Below are 23,435 nucleotides of genomic sequence, written 5' to 3'. Positions count from 1 at the left end.
TCCGTCTCATTGCTGGTGCAGTGTAACGAGCGACCGGGATCCGACCGCCTCGTACCACATCATGAGACGAAAAGATCAAAGGACAGGTTCCGCATATTTCGGGCGTTTTACCGCCGCGCGCCGCCCCCGGGCAGCCCCAGCGGACCGGCGATCTCCTCGGCCATCACCCGTCCGGCCTGCTCCGCGAGGTCCTCCTCGGCCAGGTCCTCGTCCGTGTCCAGCCCGTCCAGGGCCTCCAGCGGCTGGTCCAGGCGCACGTGCGCCACGAGCGACTGCAGGGCCCGCAGGGTCGCCGAGGCCGTCGAGCCCCAGTTGGAGAAGTAGGAGAACTGCCACCACCACAGCGCCTCGGTCGTCCGCCCCGCGCGGTAGTGCGCCAGCCCGTGCCGCAGGTCGGTCACCACGTCCGCGATGTCGTCGGAGATCCGGTGCGCGACGGGCGACTTGCGCGGCTCGTACGGGTCGAAGACCTCGGAGTACACGTCGACCGGTTCCAGCATGTAGGCCAACCGCTCGCGCAGCTCGTCCACATCCGGCTCGGGGCCGAGGTCGGGCTCGTACCGCTCGTCGGGCAGGACGTCCTGGTACGCGCCCAGCCGGCCTCCCGCCAGCAGCAGCTGGGACACCTCCAGGAGGAGGAAGGGCACCGCGCTGTCCGGGTCCTCGCCCTTGGCCACCTCGGTGACCGCGACGATGAAGGACTCGATCTGGTCCGCGATCTGGACGGCGAAGTCGTCCGGATCCTGGCCCAAAGCGTGCAGCGTTGCGTCAGACATCGAGAAGTCGCCTTCCTTCAAAGGCCCGCCCGAGCGTGACCTCGTCCGCGTACTCCAGATCTCCCCCGACGGGGAGGCCGCTGGCCAGGCGGGTGACCTTCAGGCCCATGGGCTTGATCATGCGGGCGAGGTAGGTGGCGGTCGCCTCGCCCTCCAGGTTCGGGTCGGTCGCGAGGATCAGCTCGGTGACCATGCCGTCCGCGAGCCGCGCCAGCAGCTCCCGGATGCGCAGGTCGTCCGGACCGACGCCCTCGATCGGGCTGATCGCGCCGCCGAGGACGTGGTACTTGCCCCGGAACTCGCGGGTCCGCTCGATCGCGACGACGTCCTTCGGCTCCTCCACGACACAGATGACCGTCGTGTCGCGGCGCGGATCGCGGCAGATGGCGCACCGCTCCTCCTGCGCCACGTTCCCGCACACCGCGCAGAACCGGACCTTGTCCTTCACCTCAAGCAGCGCGTGCGCGAGGCGGCGGACGTCGGTGGGCTCGGCCTGCAGGATGTGGAAGGCGATCCGCTGCGCGCTCTTGGGCCCGACGCCGGGCAGCCTGCCCAGTTCGTCGATCAGGTCCTGGACCACGCCTTCGTACAACGGACTGCCTCTTTCGCTATGGGGTGTGTGGGGAACGGCCTGACCGGACGGCCCCGAACGGACAGCCCGGAACGGACGGCCCGGAACGGACGGCCTAGAACGGAAGGCCGGGAATGCCGCTGCCGCCGCCCAGTCCGGAGGCCAGGGGGCCCAGCTTCTCCTGCTGGAGCGCCTGGGCGTTCTCGTTGGCGGCCTGCACCGCCGCGACCACCAGGTCGGCCAGCGTCTCGGTGTCGGTGGGATCCACGGCCTTCGGGTCGATCACCAGTGCCCGCAGCTCGCCCGAACCCGTGACCGTCGCCTTGACGAGACCGCCGCCGGACTGCCCCTCGACCTCGGCCAGCGCCAGGGCCTCCTGGGCCGCCGCGAGGTCTTGCTGCATCTTCTGGGCCTGCTGGAGCAGCTGCTGCATGTTGGGCTGGCCACCACCGGGAATCACAGGTAATCACTCCAATACCGTCGGGACGTCGGGACCGCGCAATGCTTGGTCAATCTGAGCCTACGTGCTCCCCGGGCAGCGCGCCCTACGCCGTGAGGACCAACTCTTTCGAGTGAAGGTCGGGGCGTGCGCGTACCTGCTGAAGACCTCCTTGCGAGCGGAAAACCGGGGATTCGTCGCCCATGGCCCGTCATTCGAAGGTAGGAAGAGCATGCGCACCATTGCGCACACGCGCACCACCACACGTCAGCGCGGGCAGAGGGAGTGCCGGGTGAGCCAGCCGGAGATGCAGCCCGAGGGGCCACCCCGGGATCCCCGGGAGGAGGGCAGCGGGCCGATGGCGGCGGGCGATCTGACCGGCAAGCCGTTCCCCCTGGGAGACTGGGGCGAGCCCGCGGAGCGGCTCGACGAGCTCTACCGGCGAGTAGAGGCCGATGCGCTGCGCACGGCGGAGTGGTACCTGTCCGACCGGGCGTGGAAGCGCCGCGGCGCGCGGATCCTGCGGGCGGGGGCGGCGGGGGGCGCCGTCCTGGGCGCCGCGATGCCGCTGCTGGAACTCACCGGGTCCGCCACGGGGGCGGCCTCGTACGGCTACCTGTGCCTGCTGCTGGGCGCGGCCTGCCTGGCCTGCGACCGGTTCTTCGGGCTGACGTCGGGCTGGATGCGGGACGTCGCCACCGCGCAGGCGGTCCAGCGCCGTCTGCAGACGCTCCAGTTCGACTGGGCCTCGGAGAACGTACGGGAAGTGCTGGGCCCGACGGAGGGCACGGCCGGCGAGGCGGCGGAACGCTGCCTCACCGTGCTGCGGCGCTTCTCGGAGGACGTGACGGAACTCGTCCGCTCCGAGACCGCGCAGTGGATGGTGGAGTTCTCCTCCGGCCCCGCGCCGCTGGTGATGCAGTCCCTGGGCGCCGCCGCCGGCCGCGCGGACTCCGGCGTCCCCCCGGCCCGCTTCCCCCTGCCCCCGGGCACCCGCCCGAACATGCCCCGCCAGCGCCCCCCGGAACAACCCCGCTGACCCCGGCGTCCCCGGGCTGAGCCCCCGGGGAGGCCGGGCCGGCGCCCGGCGGGGCCCCGGCTAGCTGAAGATGATCATCGATCCCTGTCCCAGGCTGCGGGTCGCCGCCGCGTGCAGCCCCAGCCACACGTGCCGCTCCCGCGCGAACGGACTGTCGTCGTACGGCATCGGCCCCGCCGGCTCCTCCAGCGAGGTCGGCCGCCCCGGCGGCGCAGGCGCCGGCGGCGGGTTCAGCGGGTCGATCCCGATCGCCGGCGCGACGAACCCGAGCTCCCGCAGCAGCCCCTGCGCCGACCCCAGCGGCCCGCCCCCCGCCAGCAGCTCCTCGTTGGCCAGCGGCGCCGGGAAGTCCACCGGCACGTACGCCCCGGCGTGGTCGTAGTGCCACACCAGGTGCGACTGCTGCGCCGTCGGCTCGAACATCTCCAGCAGCTGCTCGTAGTCGCCGCCCAGCTCGTCCACCGGAGTCACCGGCAGCCCGCAGATCTGCAGCAGGTACGCCCGCCGCAGGAAGTGCAGGGCGTCGTAGTCGAATCCGGCCACCGGGGCGACGTCCCCGGACAGCCCCGGCATGTACGCGAACACGGGCACCGACGGGAGCCCGGCCTCACCCAGCGCCTTGTCGTACGAGGCGATCTCTTCCGCGAAGGGGTTGTCGGGGCTGTGGCACAGCACATCGACAAGGGGGACCAGCCACAGGTCACAGGCCACGCGGCCTCCGATCAGTCGTTGCCGCCGATCGTGCCAGCGTAGTGCGCCGAACACCCTCCGCGAAGGGGTGCGCAGAACTGGACGCACCTCGAAGCCCGCTTCAGAGCCCGCTTCAGAGCCCGCCCCAGGGCCGCCCCGAGGGGCTTCCCGGGCCCGCCGCCCCGGCGTCCGGCTCAGAGCCCGGCCGCCCACTCCAGCCCGTGCTGGTTGTACGCGTGCACAAGCCGCCGCACCTCGTCCGGGTCCGCCCGGGTCACCGCCTCCACCAGCTCGCGGTGCCCGTTCCACAGGGCCTCCCGCATCAGCTCCGGCTGCCGCTGGAGGTGCGGGACCGCGAAGACCCAGGTCTGCACCCGGATCCGGTGCAGGAAATCGGAGATGTACGCGTTCCCGACCAGCCCGCTCAGCTCCCGCCAGAACCGCAGGTCGTAGCCGATCAGCACTTCGAGGGAACCGCTGTGCGCGGCCCGCCGCGCCTCCTCCGCCCGGCGCCGTACCGACACCAGCATCTCGGCCGCCCCCGGCGCGGTCCCGCGCTCGACGAGCCGGCGGAAGATCCCGTCGACGATCAGCGTGCGGGCTTCGATCATGCCCACGAAATCGGCCACGGAGTAGATCCGGACCCGGAACCCGCGGTGCTGGACGGACTCCAGCAGCCCCTGCGCCGCGAGGTCCACGAGCGCCTCGCGCACCGGGGTGGCGGAGACCTCGTACTGCTCGGCGATCTGCTTGACCGTGAACTCGGTCCCCGGCGGCAGGCGTCCCGCGAGCACCTCGTCGCGCAGCGCGTCCGCGATCTGCTGGCGAAGCGTGTTGCGGGTGACAGCGCCGCTGCCTGGCATAGGGGTCCGTCTCCTCTGTAGAGCTTCGGACACCTTAAGGCCAGGCAGCGAGGCTGAAACCGATCGATTCGCGGTCGTTATACGGATGTACCGCCCGCTATCCGGCGACCGCGTGCCGGTCCGCGACCGTCAGCGCCTCGTCGAGGAGCGCCAGCCCTTCCTTCGCCTCCGCCTCGGTGACGGTGCAGGGCGGGACGACGTGGGTCCGGTTCATGTTGACGAACGGCCACAGCCCGGACTTCTTGCAGGCCGCCGCGAACTCGGCCATCGGCGCGTTGTCGGCGCCCGCCGCGTTGTACGGGACGAGCGGCTCGCGCGTCTCCTTGTCCCGTACGAGCTCCAGAGCCCAGAACACGCCCAGACCCCGTACCTCGCCGACCGAGGGGTGCCGCTCGGCGATCTCGGCGAGCGCCGGGCCGATCACGTCCTCGCCGATGCGGGCGGCGTTCTCGACGACGCCCTCCTCCTCCATGACGTTGATCGTCGCCACGGCGGCGGCGCAGGCCAGGGGGTGCCCGGAGTACGTCAGTCCGCCCGGGTAGGGGCGGGTGGCGAAGGTCTCGGCGATCTCGGCCGAGATGGCTACGCCGCCGAGCGGCACGTAACCGCTGTTCACGCCCTTGGCGAAGGTGATCAGGTCGGGGGTGACGTCCCAGTGCTCGGCCGCGAACCACTTGCCGGTGCGCCCGAAGCCGGCCATGACCTCGTCGAGGACGAAGACGATCCCGTGGCGGTCGCACAGCTCGCGCACCCCCGCGAGGTACCCGGCCGGCGGGGTCATGATCCCGGCGGTGCCCGGCACGCTCTCCAGGATGATCGCGGCGATGGTCTGCGGGCCCTCGAAGGCGATGGTGTCGGCGAGGTGGGTGAGGGCGCGGGCGCACTCCTCGGCCTCGGTGGTCGCGTGGAACGGCGAGCGGTAGAGGAACGGGCCCCAGAAGTGCACGACGCCGGCGGCGGCCGTGTCCGAGGGCCAGCGGCGCGGGTCGCCGGTCAGGTTGATCGCGGCGGCGGTGGCGCCGTGGTACGAGCGGTAGGTGGACAGCACCTTCTGGCGGCCGGTGTGCAGCCGGGCCATCCGTACGGCGTTCTCGACGGCCTCGGCGCCGCCGTTGGTGAAGAAGATCTTGTCCAGGTCGCCGGGGGTCCGCTCGGCGATCAGCCGGGCGGCCTCGGAACGGGCCTCCACGGCGAAGCCGGGGGCCAGGGTGCAGAGCTTGGCGGCCTGCTCCTGGATGGCGGCGACGACCTTGGGGTGCTGGTGCCCGATGTTGGTGTTCACCAGCTGGGAGGAGAAGTCGAGGAAGCGGTTCCCGTCGTAGTCCCAGAAGTACGAGCCCTCGGCCCCGGCCACGGCGAGCGGGTCGATCAGGGCCTGGGCGGACCAGGAGTGGAACACGTGAGCGCGGTCTGCGGCCTTGACGGTCGCGCCAGTGACATGAGGGGTCATGCCGTCACGCTAGAAGTGCGCAGGTGGGGAGGGATATCGGCGGACTGTATGCGGGTCGGGGACCACCCTCGGCACTCTGTCCGCCCGCGCGGCGCCGTATTGCCGGTATCCAACCATTGACAGCATCCTGCCGAAATGACAGCCTTCTGTCATAAGAACGGCAGCGGCAGAGCGAGAGCGACTCCGGAGGCGAGCACCATGAGCGAGACCCCGACCCCGCGCAAACCCGTCCACCTCGCGGTCTACGACACGTACGCGGACTGGGAGACCGGCCACACCACCGCGCACCTCACCCAGCGCGGCCACACGGTCCGTACGGTCGGCTCCGCCGCCGGAGCGCCGGTCACCACCATGGGCGGCGTCCGCGTCCTGCCCGACCTGGCCCTGGCGGACCTGCGCCCCGGGGACTCCTCCCTGCTGATCCTGACGGGCGCGTCGCTCTGGGACACCGGCGAGGACCTGGCGCCGTTCGCGGCGAAGGCCGGGGAGTTCCTGGCGGCCGGGGTGCCGGTCGCCGCGATCTGCGGGGCGACGGCCGGCCTGGCCAGGGCGGGCCTGCTGGACGGCCGCGCGCACACCAGCGGCGCCTCCTTCTACCTCGCCGGGCAGCCCGGCTACGGGGGCGCGGAGCGGTACGTCGAGGCCGACGCGGTCACCGACGGCGACCTGATCACGGCGGGCCCGACGGAACCGGTCGCGTTCGCCCGGGAGGTCTTCGCCCGCCTGGGCGTCTACGGGCCGGAGGTCCTGGACGCCTGGTTCCGGCTCTTCCACGACTCGGACGCGAGCGCGTACCCGGTCCTGATGGCGGCGGCGGAATCCGGCGATGCCTGAGCCGCTGACCCTGCGCGAGAAGCAGGACCTGCTGAGCCGGACGGCCCTCGGGGTGTTCCGGCTGAACGGCCAGTTCCTCGCCGTGTCCGAGGAACTGGCCAAACCTGCGGGCCTGACGGCGGCCCGCTGGCAGGTCCTGGGGGCGGTCCTCACGGAGCCGCTGCCGGTGGCGGGCATCGCCCGGGCCATGGGCATCACCCGGCAGAGCGTCCAGCGCATCGCCGACCTGCTGGCGGCGCAGGGACTCGCCGAGTACGTGCCGAACCCGGCGCACCGGCGCGCCAAGCTCCTGCGCCCGACGGCGGAGGGCCGCGCCGCGATCGCCCGCATCACCCCGGGCCACGCCACCCTGGCCACCCGCCTGGCGGCCGAACTGGGCGAAGAGGCCTTCGCCCAAACCGCCGAAGCCCTATCCCGCCTCACGGCAGCCCTGGACACCCTGAACGCACAGACAGGCACTTGAGGCGCGTCCCACCCCACCCAGCCCCTCCGCCCCACTCAGCCCGCCGCCCCACTCAGCCCCGCCGGCGTTTGAGGCGCGGGGGCCCGGGGGCCGGCCCCCGCAACGGCGCCGCACGGGCACACCCACCCCCGCGGCCCCTCCCGGCCCCGCCGCCCCTTCAGCCCCGCCGGCGTTTGAGGCGCGGGGCCCCGGGGGCCCGCCCCCGACACCGGCCCCGCACCGGCACACCCGGCCACGCCCCCGGCAGGGCCCGGCAGGGCCCGGCAGGGCCCGGTCAGATCCAGCCACCCGGCGGAGCCACAGGCAACCTTCGTCCCACCCCCGCCGTCTTCCCCCACCGGAGCCCCGCCCACCGCACTCCGCCGTGGAGGACACCCGCATGGAACCACCGCCCCGCAACCGGCCCCCGACCGCCACGACCGTGTTCCTCCTCCTCGTGGCCCTGGTCGTCGCCGTCGCCGCCTGCGGCTCGGTCTACGCCGTCATGACCGGCAAGCAGACCCGCCGCGGCCCCCTCCCCCCACGGCCCCCCAGCCCGTTTGTGTCGAAGTCAATAAGCCTGCAAGCAAAGCTTGTTGCGTCGAGCGGCCCCATCGCACACTGCCGCACATGGAGCCGTTGAACGTAGTGGCACAACTGTGGGAGCGGATCGAGGCACACGACTGGGACGGCGTGGCCAAGCTCATCGCCGAGGACGCCGTCATCGAATGGCCCGTGAGCGGCGAACGCATCGTCGGCCGCGCCAACTTCATCGCCGTGAACAGCGACGACTGTTACGCGTACACGGACGAACGACAACCCGTCGAGCTGCTCCGCATCCTCGCGGACGGCGACCTCGTCGTCACCGAGGTCGAGATACCTCAGGACCACGTCGTCTACCGGGCCGTCTCCCTCTGGACGGTGCGCGACGGAGAGATCGTCGCGGCCAGGGAGTACTGGACCAGCCCCGGCCAGGATCCGGCCCCCCGCTGGCGCGCGGGCCACGTCGAACCCCTGGTGGCGGACTGACCGCGTGCTCACGTCGCCGGGCCGGCTGCTTCCTGATCGGCGAGCAGGTCGAGCTCCTCCCCGATGGCGGCGCGCAGCGCGTCGTGGCGGGGGGCCAGCGCGTGCCGCTCGCCGCGCCAGTACTCCTCCCCGTACAGCCACACCGGCAGCCGGACGAGGTCCGCGGGCTCCCAGTCGTAGCGGGGCCATACGTGGGCGTGGAGGTAGGGGTCGGTGTTGCCCAGGATCTCGATGTTGACCCGCCGGAAGGCCGGGTCGAGGCGCGCGCAGGCGCGCTCGACGGCCTCGGCGAGCCGTTCCGTATCGGTGAGGTACGCGAGCCTGCGCGGCCGGGGCAGGTCCGAGAGCCGGGTGACGGCGGGGTCGTCGGTCAGGAGGACCGAGTACCCCGGCAGGAACTGCCGGTCGCCGATCACGGCGAATCCCGCGTCGAGGCGGCGCATGACGGTGGGGTTCTCGCCCCGGTGCGCGCTGCCGATGCGGTCGCGGCGCCAGTCGGTGTCGATCATCCGGGGACCCTAGCCGAACGCGCCCCGGGCGCAGGTGTTCTGACTCTCAGGTAGCCCTTGTGATACCTGAGAGCTACGGCCAAAGGCGGCTCCGCAGCGTGACGCCGACGAGGGGGCCGGATTCATAAATTCGGTACCAGAGAAGGACGCCCCTCTGGACCGAAGGAACAACACACCATGACCCGTGCCCGCTTGCACCGCACCCTTCTGGCCGGTCTCGTCGCCGCGGCCGTCGCGTTCCCTCTGTCCGCCGCCGCCTCTTCCCCCACCGCTCCGGCTCCCCAGCCCGTTTCCTTCGCCGCGCACACCGCGCCCCAGGTCCGGTACGCCGAGAACCTCGCGGGCCTCGGCGAGGCGGAGCGAATGGCGCGGGACGCGGGGCGTACGGGCCGGGCGGCGAAGCTGCGGGAGATGGCGCAGGGCACGCCAGGGGCGTCGCAGGCGCCGCGTTTCCTCTCCTTCGACGGCCGGGGGAAGGGCCGCGCCGTCGAGGTGTTCGGCGATCTGGAGTCCGCCGACCGGGTCACCGTCCTGGTGCCGGGGTCGGACACCACCCTGGACACCTACCAGAGGTTCCGTGCCGGGGCCGTCGCACTTCAGCAGCGCCTCCAGGCCGAGCACGCCCGCTCCGCCGTGGTCGCCTGGCTCGGGTACGACACCCCCGGCACGGTCAGCGCCACGGTCCTGACGACCGGCCGCGCCGATGAGGCGGCCTCCGCACTGGCGCCCTTCCTGGACGGGTTGGGGGACTTCACCCCGCCCGGGGCCCGGATCTCGCTGCTGTGCCACTCCTACGGTTCGGTGGTCTGCGCCCGGACGGCGACGGGGCCCGAGGTCACCGACATGGTCCTGTTCGGGAGCCCGGGGACCGGGTCCGGCGCCGCCGGCGAGCTGCCGACCGGCGCCCGCATATGGGCGGGGCGGGGCAGCGGTGACTGGATCGGTGGCGTCCCTCACGTCCGGGTCGCCGGGGTCGGCTTCGGCACCGATCCCGTGGATCCCGCCTTCGGCGCCCGTGTGTTCGCCGCCGGGAGCGCCGGGCACAGCGACTACCTCAAGCCGGACACCACGTCCCTCGACAGCCTGGCCCGGATCGTCCTCGGCACCGCCCAGGAGGCCTCCCATGCGTGAGCTCCGTGCCCGCTGGTCCGCCCTGGCCGGCCGGGTGGAGGCCGCCACCCCGGCCGGGCGGGACCGCTCGGTGGACGCGCTGCGGGCCCTGGCGATCCTCGGGGTGGTGCTGGGCCACTGGCTGGTCACCGCGCTGACCACCGCCAACGGCGGTCTGAGCAGCACCAGTCCGCTGGCGCACATGAGCGTGCTGGCGCCCCTGTCGTGGGTGTTCCAGACCCTGGCCGTGTTCTTCCTCGTCGGCGGCCATGTCGGGGCGCGGAGCCTCGCGTCGGCGCGGGAGCGCGGGGTCCCGTACGGGGCCTGGGTGGGGCAGCGGCTGAGCCGGCTGTTCCGTCCGGTCGCGGCGGTGCTCGCGCTGTGGGCCGTCACGTCGGGCGCGATGCTGCTCGGCGGGGTCGAGCTGAACACGGTGCTGACGCTGCTGAAGCTGGTGCTGTCCCCGCTGTGGTTCCTGCTGGTGTTCGCGGCGCTGACCGCGGCCACCCCGCTGGTGTCGCGCCTGCCCGCGGTGGTGCCGCTGGCGGTGGTGGCCGGGGTCGACGCGTGGCGGTTCGGCTTCGGCGGCGGGCCCGAGTGGCTCGGCTGGGTCAATGTGGCCGCGGGCTGGCTCGTCCCCTACACGCTGGGGGCCGCCTGGTCGCGCGGGGCGTTCGCCCGGCGCACCCCGGCCGCGCTGCTGCTCGGCGGGGGCGCGGCCGCGACGGCCGCGCTGGTCCTGTGGGGCGGGTACCCGGCGTCCATGGTGGGGGTCCCCGGGGCCGCGATATCGAACCTGAACCCGCCGACGCTGGCCGCGGTGGCGTTCGGTCTCGCCCAGTGCGGGCTGGCCCTGCTGGTGCGCGAGCCGCTGGCCCGGGCCATGCGCCGGCCGAGGGCCTGGGCGAAGGTGGCCCTGGTGAACCTGTCCGCCATGACGATCTTCCTGTGGCACCAGACCGCCATGATGGCCGTCACCGCGCTGGGGCTGCTGGCGCCCTTCGACCTGCCCGGTCTGCACACCGTGCCCGATTCCCTCGGGTGGGCAGCAGCCCGGCTGCTGTGGCTGCCGGTGTTCGCCGCCGCGCTGGCGGTCTGCTGGGCCGCGTTCCGTACGTACGAGCAGGGCGCCCGGCGCCCGAATCCGGCCCGCGCCGCCGCCGCTCTCGCCGTTCCCCGCCCCCGGGCGGCCTCCGTCAAGGAGATCAACCATGTCTAGTGCTGGGGCCCGCCTTAGCCTGGACGGCGTGAAACAGCAGAGCGAGCCGCCCGCCCCCGTCGAAGAACGCACCGCCCGGCGGGTGGTGCCCCGGGAGCTGTTCACCCTGAGGCGCGATCCGCTGCCGAGGATGTCCCGGCCGCGCTGGCTGGCCTGGCTGCCGCATGTGGTCCTCGGCTACGCGGCCATCCCCTGCGGGGTTCTGACGGGGATGCAGCTGAACGACCATTACGGGGTTCTCGGTGCGGGCGTGCTCGGGCTGTCGCTGCTGACCTCCGCGTCCGTCCTGCTCAGCATGTTCCGGCCGATCGCCGCCTGGTGGCTCGGTCTCGTCACCGCCGCCCTCATCGCCTGGGCCGTCCACGGGCACGTCGGTCAGGGGCAGTCCTGGCCCTGGACGCCCGCCGGGCCGTTCACGTTCGCGCCGCTGATCCTGATGGTCGCCCTGCGGGTGCCGCCCCGGGTGACCGTCTGGGTCATCGGGATCACGCTGCTCCTCTCCGGGCTGGCCGAGGCCGTCCTCAGACCGCCGCAGAGCCAGACGATGATCGGCGCGGCGGCCCTCGTCCTGGGGTTCGTGGGGATCCTCGGCTACGCCCTGCGGGCCACCCGGCTGGCCCGCGGCAAACTCGTCGAGCAGGAAACCCTCACCGAGGAGGAGCGGGCCCGGCGGACCCTGCTGGAGGAACGCAGCCGCATCGCCCGCGAACTGCACGACGTGGTCGCCCACCACATGTCGGTGATCTCCATTCAGGCGCAGGTCGCCCCGCACCTGGTGGAGAACCCGTCCGAGGAACTCAAGGAGAACCTGACGGGCATCCGGGAGAACGCCCTGGAGGCCCTGACCGAACTGCGCCGCGTCCTCGGCGTGCTGCGCTCCGAGCAGCCCGACGATCCGGCGAACCCCCACCACCCGCAGCCCACCCTCGCCGAGCTGGACGGCCTCGTCGACAACGTGCGCGGCGCCGGGCTGGATGTCACCACGACGATCGCCGGCATCCGGCGGCCGCTGACTCCGGGCGTCGAACTCACCGCGTACCGGATCGTGCAGGAGGCGCTGAGCAACTGCCTGCGCCACGCGCCCGGCTCGCGGGCGGAGGTCGGCGTGGCGTACGGGCCGCGCGATCTGCACCTGTGCGTCGCCAACAGCGCTCCGACCCGGCCGGTCCCGCCCTCGCAGGGTGCGGGGCACGGGCTGCTCGGGATGCGCGAGCGGGCGGGCATGCTGGGGGGCGAGCTGGCCGCCGGCCCGCGCCCCGACGGTGGTTACGAGGTGTCCGCCGTCCTCCCGATGGACCCCCGGACGGATCCCCTGGACGGCGCCCCCGGCTCCTCCCCCGACCTGAAGAAGGACGCATGAGCACCCCGATCAAGGTGATGATCGCCGACGACCAGATGATGGTCCGGCAGGGCTTCACCGTGCTCCTCAACGCCCAGCCCGACATCGAGGTGGTCGGCCAGGCCGTGGACGGGGCCGACGCGGTGGCGAAGGTCGCCGAGCTCGCCCCGGACGTGGTCCTGATGGACATCCGCATGCCCGGCATGGGCGGCATCGAGGCGACCGCCGTCATCACCGGCGACCCGGCCGGCGCCGTGAAGGTGCTGGTGCTCACCACCTTCGACCTCGACGAGTACGTCTACGAGGCGCTGCGCGCCGGGGCCTCCGGGTTCCTGCTCAAGGACGCGTCGGCCGACCAGCTCGCGGAGGCGGTGCGGGTGGTGGCGGCCGGCGAGGCACTGCTGTCGCCGAACATCACCAAGCGGCTCATCACCGAGTTCTCCCGGATGGGGGCGCCGCGGGGGCCGTCGAAGGCGAAGCTCGGGGAGCTGACCGAGCGGGAGACGGAGGTGCTGTCGCTGATCGCCCAGGGCCTGTCCAACGCGGAGATCGCGGGGCATCTGATCGTGGCCGAGCAGACGGTGAAGACGCATGTGGGCCGGATCCTGGTGAAGCTGGGCCTGCGGGACCGCACCCAGGCGGCGGTGTTCGCGTACGAGACGGGTCTGGTCCGTCCGACGGGGTACTGAGCGGACCTCGTAGTACTTGAGGGGGATCCGCGGAAATCACCATCAGCGGCGACGCGGACGACGGGGCGGCCGACCTACGGTTCTGTATGTGAGCGAGACGACCACCGGGGGGACAGCCCGGACACCGGAATTCAGAATGGCTTCGGGGTTGCTGAAGACCCTGCGCCGTGACCTCATCGACGGCGCCTTCGCCTTCCGTCCGCTGCCGCAGACGGTGGCCCGGGGGCCGCTCCTGCGGCTGCTCCCCAAGGGGATACGCCGGAAGGCGGGATGGGCCCCGCATGCCGTGGTGGTCGCGATGGCCGCCATCGCCTTCATGGCGACGGCGACCACTCAGTACACCTTCCTCGGTGATCTGGGCCGGATCCTGACGGGGCTGGTGGCGGCCGTTCCGGTCCTGATGACCCTGGTCCGGCCGATCGCCGCGTGGTGGGCGGCGGTGGCGATGACGCTGCTGCTGGGCGTGCTGGCCGGCCCGTCGCTGACCTGGCCGTGGACTCCGGGCGCCTTCTTCTCGTACATCGCGGTCCTGATCCTGGTGACGCTGCGGACCGGGCCTCGGGTGGCGGGGTGGATGTGGTCGCTCACCACGGTGTTCGGCGTCTCCTTCTCGCTGCTGATCGGCAGCCGGTACAACTCCAGCTTCGGGCCGATGTTCGTGGTCTCGGCGATCGCCGTGGCCATCGCGAGCAGCATCCAGATCCGGCGGCACGCGAAGGCGGAGGTCTCCGCGCAGCAGGAGGTGACGGCCGTCGAGCGCGACCGGCGGACGCTGCTGGAGGAGCGCACGACGATCGCCCGCGAGCTGCACGATGTGGTCGCGCACCACATGTCGGTGGTGGCGATCCAGGCGGAGGCCGCGCCGTACCGGGTGAAGAACCCGCCGCCGGAGCTGGAGGCGGCGTTCGTCACCATCCGGGAGAACGCGGTCTCGGCGCTGACGGAGCTGCGGCGGGTGCTGGGTGTGGTGCGCTCGGCGGACTACGAGGCGCCGGACGCCCCGCAGCCGACGCTGGCCTCGCTGGACGGGCTGCTGGCCAATGTGCGGGAGACCGGGCTGGAGGTGGAGAAGACGGTGACGGGTTCGGTGCGGGAGCTGCCGCAGGGCGTGGAGCTGTCGGCGTACCGGATCATCCAGGAGGCCCTGAGCAACACCCTGCGGCACGCGCCGGGGGCGGTGGCCGGGGTGGAGGTGTCGTACGTGCTGGGCGGTCTGGGGATACGGATCGTCAACGGCCCGCCGACCGGGGATGTGCGGCCCTCGCCGGGCGCGGGGCACGGGATCACGGGGATGCGGGAGCGGGTGGCGATGCTGGAGGGGGAGATGACGGCCGGGGAGTCGGCGTCGGGCGGATATGAGGTCGCGGTGTTCATACCGGTCCGCAGCCGGCCGGAGTCCCAGGACGAGCCGGTGGAGGCGGCGCGATGACGATCAGGGTGCTGATCGTGGACGACCAGATGATGGTCCGCGAAGGCTTCTCGGTGCTGCTGAACGCGATGGACGGCATCGAGGTGGTGGGCGAGGCGGTCGACGGCCGCCAGGCCATCGCCCAGGTCGCGGCGCTGGAGCCGGATGTGGTGCTGATGGACATCCGGATGCCGGAGATGAACGGGCTGGAGGCGACGCGGGAGATCGTGGCCGCCGACACGGACGCGAAGGTGCTGGTCCTGACGACCTTCGACCTCGACGAGTACGTGTACCAGGCCCTGCGGGCCGGGGCCTCCGGGTTCCTGCTGAAGGACGCCTCGGCCCGGCAGCTGGCCGAGGGGGTGCGGGTGGTGGCCTCCGGGGAGGCGCTGCTGGCGCCCTCGGTGACCAAGCGGCTGATCTCCGAGTTCTCGAAGCTGTCGGAGGCGCCGAAGCTGGCGGACCCGGCGAGTGTGGGGGAGTTGACCGAGCGGGAGACGGAGGTGCTGGTGCTGATCGCGCAGGGGCTGTCCAACGCGGAGATAGCGGACCGGCTCATCGTCGCGGAGTCCACGATCAAGACGCATGTGAGCCGGATCCTGGTGAAGCTGGGCCTGCGCGACCGCACCCAGGCGGCGGTGTTCGCCTACGAGACCCGGCTGGTGACGCCGACGTAGCCGCTCCGAGCCGTCCGGGCCGGGAGCCCGCCCCGGGGCCTCCGTCGCGTTTAAGGTGCCGGGATGGGCTTTGATCCGTGGGATGCCGCTTTCGTCGCCGATCCGTACCCCGCCTACCGGGAGTTGCGTGAGCAAGGGCGAGCCATCTGGTCGGAGGCGACCGGCCAGTGGCTGGTGCCGCACTACGCCGATGTGAACGCGCTGCTGCGCGACCGCCGGCTCGGCCGGACGTACCTGCACCGCTTCACCCATGAGGAGTTCGGACGCGAGGCGCCGCCCCCGGCGCACGAGCCGTTCCACGTCCTCAACGGGAACGGGCTGCTGGACCTGGAGGATCCGGCGCACGCGCGGGTCCGGCGGCTGGTGGCGAAGGCCTTCACGCCGCGCACCGTGGAGCAACTCGTCCCCGCCGTACGGCGGATGGCCGGGAAGCTGGCGGCGGGGCTGCTCGCGGACGGCGGCGGGGACCTGCTGACCGCGGTCGCCGAACCGCTGCCGGTGGCGGTGATCGCGGAGCTGCTGGGGGTGCCGGAGTCCGACCGGGGGCCGCTGCGGCCGTGGTCGGCGGACATCTGCGGGATGTTCGAGCTGCGGCCGGACGAGGAGACGGCGCGCCGGGCGGTCCGGGCGAGCGTGGAGTTCAGCGACTACCTGCGCACGCTGATCGCCGAGCGCCGGGAGCGTCCCGGCAGCGATTTGATCTCCGGACTGATCGCCGCCCACGATGAGGAGGGCCGCCTCAGCGAGCAGGAGATGATCTCCACCTGTGTGCTCCTGCTGAACGCCGGGCACGAGGCCACGGTCAATACGACCGTCAACGGCTGGTGGACACTCTTCCGCCATCCGGACCGGCTGGCGGACCTCAGGCGGAATCCCGAAAAGTTGTCCACAGCTGTGGATGAACTTTTGCGTTTCGACACTCCGCTCCAGATGTTCGAGCGCTGGGTGCTCGACGACATCGAGATCGGGGGCGTCACGATCCCGCGCGGGGCCGAGGTCGCGCTGCTCTTCGGCTCCGCCAACCGGGACCCCGCGCGGTTCACCGACCCGGACACGCTGGACCTCGTACGGGCCGACAACCCGCACCTGTCCTTCGGGGCCGGGATCCACTACTGCCTGGGGGCGCCGCTCGCGCGGCGGGAGCTGGAGGCCTCCTTCGGAGCGCTGTTGGCGGACGGGATCCCGCCACTGCGGCTCGTACGGGAGCCGCGGTGGCGGGACGGGTATGTGATCCGGGGTCTGGAGGAGCTGCTCGTCGAGTTCTAGCGAGGCCCGCGGCCCGCCGGGCCCGCGCCGCCCTAGGCGGCCAGGTCCCGGCGGCGCAGGGCGGTCAGGGCTGCCGCCAGCAGGGCCGCCGCAAGCGCCGTCAGGGCGAAGAAGGGCGCCCAGGACGGGTCCTGACCGCCCGGCAGCTTCGGCAGGTGGGCGAAGGGTGACAGATCCAGCACCGCCTGCGGGAGGTTCAGCGCCGGTCCGACCCAGCCCAGGGCCAGCCCGGCGCCCGCCACCGCCCAGGCGGCGACCGCGAACCGCGGGGCCGCGCCGTGCAGCAGGGCCGCCAGCGCTCCGATGACCCACACCGCCGGCAGCTGTCCGAGGGTCGCGGCGACCGCACCGCCGATGTCCTCCCCGTGGCCGATGCCGAGCCCGAGCCCGGCCAGCAGCAGGATCAGCGCCGACCCGCCGAAGGCGACGGCCAGGTGACCGCCGGCCCAGCGCAGCCGCCCGACCGCGTTCGCGAGCAGCGGTTCCGCGCGCTGCCCCGACTCCTCGGCGCTCAGGCGCAGTACGGCCGAGACGATGTAGAGGGCGGCGACCATGGCGAGCATCCCGGCCATGGTGGCGAGGAAGGCGTCCGTGAGCACACCCTGCCCGGCCTGATCGGCCTCACCACCCATCCGCTCGATGATCTCGCGGGTCTTGGCGTTGTCGCCGACCAGCTCGGTCGCGCCGTCCGTCATCCCGCCGAACACCACGCCCGCGACCAGGAATCCGAGGCTCCAGCCGAGCAGGGTGCCGCGCTGGAGCCGCCAGGCGAGCGCCCCGGCCGAGCCGAGCCGCCCCCGCGCCGGGCCCGGCCGGGCGGGCAGGAAGCTCATGCCGACGTCCCGGCGGGCCGCCAGGGCGTACGCGGCCGCCAGCTGCGCCGCCGAGGCCGCCGCGAACAGGGCGAGCACCCACCAGCGTTCGGCCGCGAAGGCCCGTACGTGTTCCAGCCAGCCGAGCGGCGAGATCCAGGTCAGCGCCGAGCCGCCGTCGGGCGCGCCCGCGTCCCCGGCGGCGCGCAGCACGAACGCCGCGCCGATGAACGCCCCGGTGAGCCCCTTCGCGAGCCGCGCGCTCTCGGTGAGCTGCGCCGCGATGGCGGCCAGGGCGGCGAACAGCATGCCGGTGGCGCCGATGCCGAGCCCGAGGGCGAGCGCACCGGCCGCGCCGCGTCCGGCGAGGCCGGCGGTGACGAGCGGGGCGGCCGCCGCGTTGGCGGTCAGGGCGGCGAGGAGCGCGGCCGTCAGCGGGGCGCGGCGGCCCACCATGGCGGCGGAGAGCAGTTCCTGACGGCCCGATTCCTCCTCCTCGCGGGTGTGCCGGACGACGATGGCCAGGCTCATGACACCGGCGAGCAGCCCGGCGAAGACCCCGCCGCGCCAAGCGGTCAGGGCGCCGATCGAATCGCCGAAGACCGGGCCGTACAGGGCGCGCAGCGAGCCGTTGGTGGTCATCGTGGCGAGCAGGCGCTCCCGCTCGGCGGCCGTCCCGTACACCGATTCGAGGGAGCCGGGCAGGCTCAGCACCAGCATCGCCACGACCAGGATCCAGACCGGCGCCATGACACGGTCGCGGCGCAGGGCGAGGCGCAACAGGGCGCCAGTTCCCGCCAGTTGGGCGTTCATCGCACCGCACCCGGGTTCGCGTAGTGCCGTAGGAAGAGCTCCTCCAGGGTCGGCGGGGACGAGGTCAGCGACCGGACGCCCGACTGGGCGAGGGAGCGCAGTACGGCGTCGAGCTTGTCGGTGTCGGCCTGGAGGCTGATCCTCGGCCCCCGCACCTCCACTTCGTGCACGCCCGGCAGCCGGGCGATCCCGCCCGGCGGCCCGGCGAGTTCGGCGCTGATCGACGTACGGGTGAGGTGGCGCAGCTCGGCGAGGGTGCCGCTCTCGACGGTGCGGCCCTTGCGGATGATGCTGACCCGGTCGCAGAGGGCCTCGACCTCGCTGAGGATGTGCGAGCTGAGCAGGATGGTGCGCCCGGCGGCGCGGGCTTCGCTCACGCAGCCCCGGAAGACCTCCTCCATCAGCGGGTCGAGGCCCGAGGTGGGCTCGTCGAGGACGAGCAGCTCGACATCGGACGCGAAGGCGGCGACGAGGGCGACCTTCTGGCGGTTGCCCTTGGAGTAGGTACGGCCCTTCTTGGTCGGGTCGAGTTCGAACCGCTCGGTCAGCTCGGCCCGGCGGGCGCGGTCGAGGCCGCCGCGCAGCCGCCCGTAGAGGTCGATGACCTCGCCGCCGGAGAGGTTGCGCCAGAGGGTGACGTCCCCGGGGACGTACGCGACGCGCCGGTGGAGCGCGACGGCGTCGGCCCAGGGGTCGCCGCCGAGCAGCTCCGCGGTGCCGGAGTCGGCGCGCAGCAGGCCGAGCAGGACCCGGATGGCGGTGGACTTGCCGGCGCCGTTGGGTCCGAGGAAACCGTGCACCTCGCCGGTGGTGACGGAGAGGTCGAGACCGTCCAGTGCGTGGGTGCGGCCGAACGCCTTGTGGAGGCCGGCAACGCGGATCGCCTTCGTCATGCCCTTGAACGTACGTTATTTTCACAAACTTGTGAAGTTCGGAAATCACGTAAAGTCAGGAGGGTGGCGGACGACATGGATGTACGGAACGAGGAAGCGGTCTCCCGCTTCGTGGAGCGGTTCGCCGCGCAGCTGACCGAGGCGGGCATGCAGCGCATGGCGGCCCGCGTCTTCGCGCGGCTGCTCGCGAGCGACGGCGGCGCGATGACCTCGGCGGAACTGAGCGAGGCGCTCCGGATCAGCCCGGCGGCGGTGTCGGGGGCGGTGGCGTACCTGACGCAGGTCACCATGGTCAGCCGCGAGCGCGAGCCGGGCTCGCGGCGCGACCGGTACGTGCTGCACAACGAGCTCTGGTACGAGACGTTCACCCGGCGGGACCAGGCGCTGACCCTGTTCGAGAAGACCCTCCGCGACGGCGCGGCCGGCCTCGGCGCGGACTCACCGGCGGGGGCGCGGATGACCGAGACGGCGGCGTTCTTCGCGTTCCTGCAGAGCGAGATGCACGGGATGATGGCCCGCTGGCGCGCCCACCGCGCCACGCTCGACCTCCCCTGACCGCCTGCGGCCGCGCCGGACGTGCCGACCGGGGCCCGTACGCCGCCGCCCCGCCCCTCAGAGGCGCGAGCGGCAGCGGCAGCGGCAGCGGCGGGCGACCGTCAGCGGGGCAGGGTCAGGCTCCAGGCCGCTCCGCGCAGGGTCCAGGTACGGCGGCGGATGGGGCCCGTCGGGGCGTGGTCGGCGCGGTAGCGGAAGTCCGAGCCCGACACCGTCACCGTGGCGGCCCGCTCCGTCACCCGGCGGGCGCCGGACAGCCGGATCACGACCTCCGCCAGCCCGCCCGGCTCCCGCGTCGTCACCGACAGGTCCTCGACCTCGTGGTCCACGTCCGCCAGGACCACCCCGTCCGCCTCCACCCGCAGCCGGTGCGCCACGCGCACGGTCGGCCCCCCGGCGGGCGACAGCAGCGTGCGCAGCAGCGACCGCCGCACCGTGCGCGACCCGAGCGGCAGGACCCGCAGCCCGCCCAGGACCACGCCGTCGCTGTCGTCCACGAGCAGGTCCCGCGGGTGCGCGACGCCGTCCAGGGCCGCCCGCGCCGCCATGACGGCCGACAGCGGCACGCCGAGCGACCGGGCCAGCCCGAGCGAGCCGACCGGACCGACGGGGATCAGCGAGAGCGCCTCCTCCCCCGACAGGTCACGCGATCGGTGCAACAGCGTCACAGCCCGTACCAGCGCTCCGTCGTCCCCCACGATCACGGGCCTGCGATGGCCCCGGCGGGCGAGGGCCCGCGCGAATTCCTCCGGCGAGTCGGGCAGGCAGATCTTCGCCGCCGCCCCGGCCGACAACACATCTTTCGCGATCCGCACAGACTCGCCGTCCAAACGGCGGGCGACCGGGTCGACGAGCACGAGCAGGCCGCCGACCGGCGCGCCCGCATGGCTCATGGTGGGCTCTGGAGCCGACACCTCGGTCCTTCCTCGGGTAGCATCTTTGTGCAAGAGGCCCTTGCGCTATTGCGCCAGGGCCTTCGTCTATTCCGGGGTACCGGTCCGACGGCTCAGCCTGCGGTGTACATCGTCGTACGCCCCCTGACCTTGGACATGCCCCATCCGGAAGAGGTGTACGCCTGTGCCCGCTCTTGTGCTGCTCGGAGCTCAGTGGGGTGACGAGGGCAAGGGAAAGGCCACCGACCTGCTCGGTGGATCCGTTGACTATGTGGTGCGCTACCAGGGCGGCAACAATGCCGGCCACACGGTTGTCGTAGGCGACCAGAAGTACGCACTGCACCTTCTCCCTTCCGGCATCCTCTCCCCCGGATGCACCCCGGTCATCGGCAACGGTGTCGTGGTCGACCCGGCCGTACTGCTGTCGGAGCTCCGTGGGCTCAATGACCGCGGAATCGACACCTCCAAGCTGCTCATCAGCGGTAACGCGCACCTCATTACGCCGTACAACGTGACGCTGGACAAGGTCGGCGAGCGATTCCTCGGCAAGCGCAAGATCGGCACCACCGGTCGCGGCATCGGTCCGACCTACGCGGACAAGATCAACCGCGTCGGCATCCGCGTCCAGGACCTGTACGACGAGTCGATCCTCATCCAGAAGGTCGAAGCGGCGCTGGAGGGCAAGAACCAGCTGCTCGCGAAGCTGTACAACCGCCGCGCGATCGAGGCCGGCGCGATCGTCGAGGAGATGCTCCAGTACGCGGAGCAGATCAAGCCGTACGTCGCCGACACCACCCTGATCCTCAACAACGCGCTCGACGAGGACAAGGTCGTGCTCTTCGAGGGCGGCCAGGGCACGCTCCTCGACGTCGACCACGGCACGTACCCCTTCGTCACCTCGTCGAACCCGACCGCGGGCGGCGCCTGCACCGGTACCGGCGTCGGCCCGACGAAGATCAGCCGCGTCATCGGCATCCTCAAGGCCTACACCACGCGCGTCGGCGCGGGCCCGTTCCCGACCGAGCTGTTCGACCAGGACGGCGAGGACCTGCGCCGCATCGGTGGCGAGCGCGGTGTCACCACCGGCCGTGACCGCCGCTGCGGCTGGTTCGACGCCCCGATCGCCCGCTACGCGACCCGCGTGAACGGCCTGACGGACTTCTTCCTCACCAAGCTCGACGTGCTGACCGGCTGGGAGCAGATCCCGGTCTGCGTCGCGTACGAGATCGACGGCAAGCGCGTCGAGGAGCTCCCGTACTCGCAGACGGACTTCCACCACGCGAAGCCGATCTACGAAAACCTGCCCGGCTGGTCCGAGGACATCACCAAGGCCAAGACGTTCTCGGACCTCCCGAAGAACGCCCAGGCCTACGTGAAGGCCCTGGAGGAGATGTCGGGCGCCCCGATCTCCGCGATCGGCGTCGGCCCGGGCCGGACCGAGACGATCGAGATCAACTCGTTCCTGTAGGACGGACCTGACGGTCTTGTGAAGGGGCGGGGCGCACATGCGCCCCGCCCCTTCGTCGTACCTGGTCACGGGGTTACGAAGGGCGATCGCGCTGTTGCTGTTCGGTGACACAGAGCGGATGGTTCCAAGATCGCCGGTGGGCGAGGATGAGCACATCGCGCAGCCCGGGGGAAGAACGAGAACACCGGCCGAGAGCGACATTCCACACCACCCGGCCGCTCGGCCACACCTTCTCTTTCTCTCTTCCGCTTCGCTGCGTCTGCGGCCCGCCGCCGTCCGCCGCGAGCCCTCGCTGATTCCTTGGGGGAGTCCACCATGTCCGCTCGCACCGCCGTCACCGCTGCCGTCACCACCCGCCGTACCTTCCGCACCGCGGCCGCCACCGCCGTCGTCGCCGCCGTCGCCGGTACGGTCCTGATGCCGCTGTCGGCCTACGCCGCGCCGGCCACGGGCGGCGCCCCCGCGCTGCGGATCGAGCTGGGCGCCCCGGTCCCGAGCGGCCCGCTCACCCGCGGCGGTGCGACCGAGAGCTTCGACCTCACGGTCACCAACCCGGGCGACAAGGCGGCCCCGTTCCACCCCTGGCTCCTCGGCAACCTCGACAGCCCGATCGCGCTCAAGAAGAGCGACGTCGTCTTCAGGGTGGACGAGATCAACGCGCCGGACACCGCGTCCTTCATCGGGCAGCAGGACCGCGGCTGGCAGGGCGTGTTCTACCCGGCCGGCAAGGACCTCTCGGCCGGCTTCGAGGTCCCGGCGGGCGGCAAGCTGAAGTGGAAGGTCACCGTGGGGCTCGGCAAGGGCTACCCGGTCAACAGCAACGCGTTCGAGCTGCGCGCCAGCACCACCTCCCACGAGCTGGCACCGGACGGCCAGGACACCCTCACCCTCAAGGCGGCCCCGGCGACGGGCCCGGCGGCCAAGCTGTCGACCCACTTCGAGGACAACGGCACCTGTGACGGCGCGAAGGACGCGAGCCTCTGCAAGCAGCTGAACCTCTGGTACCGGCACGAGGGCGTCGCGTTCAGCTCCGACCTCGTCACCCGCCTGACGGTGAAGTTCCCGGGCGACGTCAAGAACCCCGACACCCAGGTGCGCGTGATGGTCGACGGCAAGTGGACCGACGTCCACCCCGACCGCAACGGCGACTTCATGCTGCCGGACATGCCGAAGGACTTCGACGGCGTGTCGGCGGACACGTTCGCCCTCCAGGTCAAGCTCGGCCCCAAGACGCAGATCACCCGGCCCACCCTCGTCACCCTGCACGCGGGCGTCGCCCTGGACGAGAAGAAGGTCGAGTACATCTCCACCACCGCCACGGACTTCAAGCTGGCCCCCGCCAAGCAGGCCACCTCCAAGCCCGGGCAGCCCAAGGCCGCCAAGCCGGCCGGCTCCACCACTACCACCACCCAGGTGTCCCAGACCGCCTCCTCCTCCGCCGTCTCCCCGGTCACCGCGCCCGCGGGTGGCACCCCGCAGGCCTCGGGCTCCCTCGCGCACACCGGCTCCGACTCGAACACCGGCCTCTACGCCGGCCTGGCCGCCGTCCTCGTCGCCCTCGGCGGCGCGGCCGCCTGGCTCGGCGCCCGCCGCCGCGGTGGCGCCGGCCGCGCCTGACGTACGCGGAAGCGGCCCGGCACACGTGGTGCGT

At 72.4% G+C, this 23,435-nt stretch carries 24 protein-coding genes; 14 read left to right on the top strand and 10 right to left on the bottom strand.

Going from position 1 to position 23,435, the window contains the following annotated elements:
- Positions 1–107: 107 nt before the first annotated feature.
- The 3 genes from EES41_RS19825 to EES41_RS19815 form a co-directional block, all read right to left on the bottom strand.
- Positions 108–776: a DUF5063 domain-containing protein gene (locus EES41_RS19825; protein ID WP_123079719.1), complete on the bottom strand. Its 669-nt coding sequence runs from the start codon at positions 774–776 to the stop codon at positions 108–110.
- The gene (gene recR / locus EES41_RS19820; RefSeq protein ID WP_123079718.1) at positions 769–1,368 is read right to left on the bottom strand and encodes a recombination mediator RecR; all 600 of its coding nucleotides are present in this window, start codon (positions 1,366–1,368) and stop codon (positions 769–771) included. The genes EES41_RS19825 and recR overlap by 8 nt, the downstream gene beginning before the upstream one ends.
- 94 nt (positions 1,369–1,462) lie before the next feature.
- Positions 1,463–1,807, bottom strand: coding sequence for a YbaB/EbfC family nucleoid-associated protein (locus EES41_RS19815; protein ID WP_008742462.1), 345 nt, complete (start codon positions 1,805–1,807; stop codon positions 1,463–1,465).
- Between the two features lie 271 nt (positions 1,808–2,078).
- Between EES41_RS19815 and EES41_RS19810 the strand changes: the two genes are divergently transcribed.
- Positions 2,079–2,825 carry an SLATT domain-containing protein gene (locus tag EES41_RS19810; protein ID WP_174261705.1) on the top strand — a complete coding sequence of 249 codons (747 nt, stop codon included), beginning with the start codon at positions 2,079–2,081 and terminating at the stop codon, positions 2,823–2,825.
- A gap of 60 nt (positions 2,826–2,885) precedes the next feature.
- Here the strand turns inward: EES41_RS19810 and EES41_RS19805 are convergent, their stop codons facing one another.
- The 3 genes from EES41_RS19805 to EES41_RS19795 form a co-directional block, all read right to left on the bottom strand.
- Positions 2,886–3,536: a hypothetical protein gene (locus tag EES41_RS19805; protein WP_073774224.1), complete on the bottom strand. Its 651-nt coding sequence runs from the start codon at positions 3,534–3,536 to the stop codon at positions 2,886–2,888.
- 173 nt (positions 3,537–3,709) lie between these two features.
- Positions 3,710–4,378 (bottom strand): GntR family transcriptional regulator, encoded by a 669-nt coding sequence (locus EES41_RS19800; protein ID WP_123079716.1) that lies wholly within the window; start codon positions 4,376–4,378, stop codon positions 3,710–3,712.
- A gap of 97 nt (positions 4,379–4,475) precedes the next feature.
- The gene (locus EES41_RS19795) at positions 4,476–5,828 is read right to left on the bottom strand and encodes an aspartate aminotransferase family protein (protein WP_073797881.1); all 1,353 of its coding nucleotides are present in this window, start codon (positions 5,826–5,828) and stop codon (positions 4,476–4,478) included.
- Between the two features lie 198 nt (positions 5,829–6,026).
- Here EES41_RS19795 and EES41_RS19790 point away from each other — a divergent pair, with 198 nt between their 5' ends.
- The 3 genes from EES41_RS19790 to EES41_RS19780 all read left to right on the top strand — a co-directional run bounded on the left by EES41_RS19790 (position 6,027) and on the right by EES41_RS19780 (position 8,133).
- On the top strand, positions 6,027–6,662 hold the full coding sequence (locus EES41_RS19790; protein ID WP_123079715.1) for a DJ-1/PfpI family protein: 636 nt from the start codon (positions 6,027–6,029) through the stop codon (positions 6,660–6,662).
- Positions 6,655–7,125, top strand: a complete 471-nt coding sequence (locus tag EES41_RS19785) for a MarR family winged helix-turn-helix transcriptional regulator (protein WP_123079714.1) — start codon at positions 6,655–6,657, stop codon at positions 7,123–7,125. Before EES41_RS19790 ends, EES41_RS19785 begins: the two co-directional genes overlap by 8 nt.
- 609 nt (positions 7,126–7,734) lie before the next feature.
- Positions 7,735–8,133: a nuclear transport factor 2 family protein gene (locus EES41_RS19780; protein WP_073797879.1), complete on the top strand. Its 399-nt coding sequence runs from the start codon at positions 7,735–7,737 to the stop codon at positions 8,131–8,133.
- A gap of 8 nt (positions 8,134–8,141) precedes the next feature.
- Here EES41_RS19780 and EES41_RS19775 read toward each other — a convergent pair whose 3' ends face one another.
- Positions 8,142–8,639, bottom strand: coding sequence for an HIT family protein (locus EES41_RS19775; RefSeq protein ID WP_123082578.1), 498 nt, complete (start codon positions 8,637–8,639; stop codon positions 8,142–8,144).
- A 180-nt stretch (positions 8,640–8,819) separates the two neighbouring features.
- On the opposite strand from EES41_RS19775, the gene EES41_RS19770 reads away from it, so the two are divergent.
- The 7 genes from EES41_RS19770 (at position 8,820) to EES41_RS19740 (ending at position 16,350) form a co-directional block, all read left to right on the top strand.
- Positions 8,820–9,773 carry an alpha/beta hydrolase gene (locus EES41_RS19770; RefSeq protein ID WP_123079713.1) on the top strand — a complete coding sequence of 318 codons (954 nt, stop codon included), beginning with the start codon at positions 8,820–8,822 and terminating at the stop codon, positions 9,771–9,773.
- Entirely contained in the window at positions 9,766–10,971 is a 1,206-nt protein-coding gene (locus EES41_RS19765) for an acyltransferase (RefSeq protein ID WP_123079712.1), read from the top strand. Before EES41_RS19770 ends, EES41_RS19765 begins: the two co-directional genes overlap by 8 nt.
- Before the next feature lie 28 nt (positions 10,972–10,999).
- The gene (locus EES41_RS19760; protein WP_254211507.1) at positions 11,000–12,331 is read left to right on the top strand and encodes a sensor histidine kinase; all 1,332 of its coding nucleotides are present in this window, start codon (positions 11,000–11,002) and stop codon (positions 12,329–12,331) included.
- Positions 12,328–12,999 (top strand): response regulator transcription factor, encoded by a 672-nt coding sequence (locus tag EES41_RS19755; protein WP_123079710.1) that lies wholly within the window; start codon positions 12,328–12,330, stop codon positions 12,997–12,999. Before EES41_RS19760 ends, EES41_RS19755 begins: the two co-directional genes overlap by 4 nt.
- A 136-nt stretch (positions 13,000–13,135) precedes the next feature.
- Positions 13,136–14,428 (top strand): sensor histidine kinase, encoded by a 1,293-nt coding sequence (locus EES41_RS19750; RefSeq protein ID WP_123079709.1) that lies wholly within the window; start codon positions 13,136–13,138, stop codon positions 14,426–14,428.
- Positions 14,425–15,084: a response regulator transcription factor gene (locus EES41_RS19745; protein WP_037797930.1), complete on the top strand. Its 660-nt coding sequence runs from the start codon at positions 14,425–14,427 to the stop codon at positions 15,082–15,084. Before EES41_RS19750 ends, EES41_RS19745 begins: the two co-directional genes overlap by 4 nt.
- Positions 15,085–15,147: 63 nt before the next feature.
- Positions 15,148–16,350 (top strand): cytochrome P450, encoded by a 1,203-nt coding sequence (locus tag EES41_RS19740; protein WP_123079708.1) that lies wholly within the window; start codon positions 15,148–15,150, stop codon positions 16,348–16,350.
- Between the two features lie 32 nt (positions 16,351–16,382).
- On the opposite strand, the gene EES41_RS19735 is transcribed toward EES41_RS19740, so the two are convergent.
- Together EES41_RS19735 and EES41_RS19730 are read right to left on the bottom strand one after the other, a co-directional pair.
- Positions 16,383–17,975 (bottom strand): ABC transporter permease, encoded by a 1,593-nt coding sequence (locus EES41_RS19735; protein WP_123079707.1) that lies wholly within the window; start codon positions 17,973–17,975, stop codon positions 16,383–16,385.
- Positions 17,972–18,868, bottom strand: coding sequence for an ABC transporter ATP-binding protein (locus tag EES41_RS19730; RefSeq protein ID WP_123079706.1), 897 nt, complete (start codon positions 18,866–18,868; stop codon positions 17,972–17,974). The genes EES41_RS19735 and EES41_RS19730 overlap by 4 nt, the downstream gene beginning before the upstream one ends.
- 75 nt (positions 18,869–18,943) lie before the next feature.
- Here EES41_RS19730 and EES41_RS19725 point away from each other — a divergent pair, with 75 nt between their 5' ends.
- On the top strand, positions 18,944–19,423 hold the full coding sequence (locus tag EES41_RS19725) for a GbsR/MarR family transcriptional regulator (RefSeq protein WP_123082577.1): 480 nt from the start codon (positions 18,944–18,946) through the stop codon (positions 19,421–19,423).
- Positions 19,424–19,524: 101 nt separating this feature from the next.
- Here EES41_RS19725 and EES41_RS19720 read toward each other — a convergent pair whose 3' ends face one another.
- Positions 19,525–20,316 (bottom strand): diacylglycerol kinase, encoded by a 792-nt coding sequence (locus EES41_RS19720; RefSeq protein ID WP_123079705.1) that lies wholly within the window; start codon positions 20,314–20,316, stop codon positions 19,525–19,527.
- Between the two features lie 184 nt (positions 20,317–20,500).
- Here EES41_RS19720 and EES41_RS19715 point away from each other — a divergent pair, with 184 nt between their 5' ends.
- Entirely contained in the window at positions 20,501–21,784 is a 1,284-nt protein-coding gene (locus tag EES41_RS19715; RefSeq protein ID WP_008741383.1) for an adenylosuccinate synthase, read from the top strand.
- A gap of 315 nt (positions 21,785–22,099) precedes the next feature.
- Positions 22,100–23,401 (top strand): hypothetical protein, encoded by a 1,302-nt coding sequence (locus EES41_RS19710; RefSeq protein ID WP_123079704.1) that lies wholly within the window; start codon positions 22,100–22,102, stop codon positions 23,399–23,401.
- The last annotated feature ends 34 nt before the right edge of the window (positions 23,402–23,435 follow it).

The sequence above is a fragment of the Streptomyces sp. ADI95-16 genome, from assembly GCF_003721495.1.
In the GTDB taxonomy this organism is placed as follows: Bacteria; Actinomycetota; Actinomycetes; order Streptomycetales; family Streptomycetaceae; genus Streptomyces; species Streptomyces goshikiensis.
Note: the sequence above shows the minus strand (reverse complement) of the source record. Positions and strands in the feature narration are given on the sequence as shown.

Bases quoted from the DNA above. Each gene is read 5' to 3' on its own strand.
- EES41_RS19825 (WP_123079719.1), bottom strand. From the start codon at position 776: ATGTCTGACGCAACGCTGCACGCTTTGGGCCAGGATCCGGACGACTTC.
- EES41_RS19720 (WP_123079705.1), bottom strand. From the start codon at position 20,316: ATGAGCCATGCGGGCGCGCCGGTCGGCGGCCTGCTCGTGCTCGTCGAC.
- EES41_RS19745 (WP_037797930.1), top strand. From the start codon at position 14,425: ATGACGATCAGGGTGCTGATCGTGGACGACCAGATGATGGTCCGCGAA.
- EES41_RS19740 (WP_123079708.1), top strand. From the start codon at position 15,148: ATGGGCTTTGATCCGTGGGATGCCGCTTTCGTCGCCGATCCGTACCCC.
- EES41_RS19765 (WP_123079712.1), top strand. From the start codon at position 9,766: ATGCGTGAGCTCCGTGCCCGCTGGTCCGCCCTGGCCGGCCGGGTGGAG.
- EES41_RS19755 (WP_123079710.1), top strand. From the start codon at position 12,328: ATGAGCACCCCGATCAAGGTGATGATCGCCGACGACCAGATGATGGTC.
- EES41_RS19780 (WP_073797879.1), top strand. From the start codon at position 7,735: ATGGAGCCGTTGAACGTAGTGGCACAACTGTGGGAGCGGATCGAGGCA.
- EES41_RS19790 (WP_123079715.1), top strand. From the start codon at position 6,027: ATGAGCGAGACCCCGACCCCGCGCAAACCCGTCCACCTCGCGGTCTAC.
- EES41_RS19770 (WP_123079713.1), top strand. From the start codon at position 8,820: ATGACCCGTGCCCGCTTGCACCGCACCCTTCTGGCCGGTCTCGTCGCC.
- EES41_RS19730 (WP_123079706.1), bottom strand. From the start codon at position 18,868: ATGACGAAGGCGATCCGCGTTGCCGGCCTCCACAAGGCGTTCGGCCGC.
- EES41_RS19795 (WP_073797881.1), bottom strand. From the start codon at position 5,828: ATGACCCCTCATGTCACTGGCGCGACCGTCAAGGCCGCAGACCGCGCT.
- EES41_RS19800 (WP_123079716.1), bottom strand. From the start codon at position 4,378: ATGCCAGGCAGCGGCGCTGTCACCCGCAACACGCTTCGCCAGCAGATC.
- EES41_RS19785 (WP_123079714.1), top strand. From the start codon at position 6,655: ATGCCTGAGCCGCTGACCCTGCGCGAGAAGCAGGACCTGCTGAGCCGG.
- EES41_RS19750 (WP_123079709.1), top strand. From the start codon at position 13,136: ATGGCTTCGGGGTTGCTGAAGACCCTGCGCCGTGACCTCATCGACGGC.
- EES41_RS19725 (WP_123082577.1), top strand. From the start codon at position 18,944: ATGGATGTACGGAACGAGGAAGCGGTCTCCCGCTTCGTGGAGCGGTTC.
- EES41_RS19735 (WP_123079707.1), bottom strand. From the start codon at position 17,975: ATGAACGCCCAACTGGCGGGAACTGGCGCCCTGTTGCGCCTCGCCCTG.
- EES41_RS19710 (WP_123079704.1), top strand. From the start codon at position 22,100: ATGTCCGCTCGCACCGCCGTCACCGCTGCCGTCACCACCCGCCGTACC.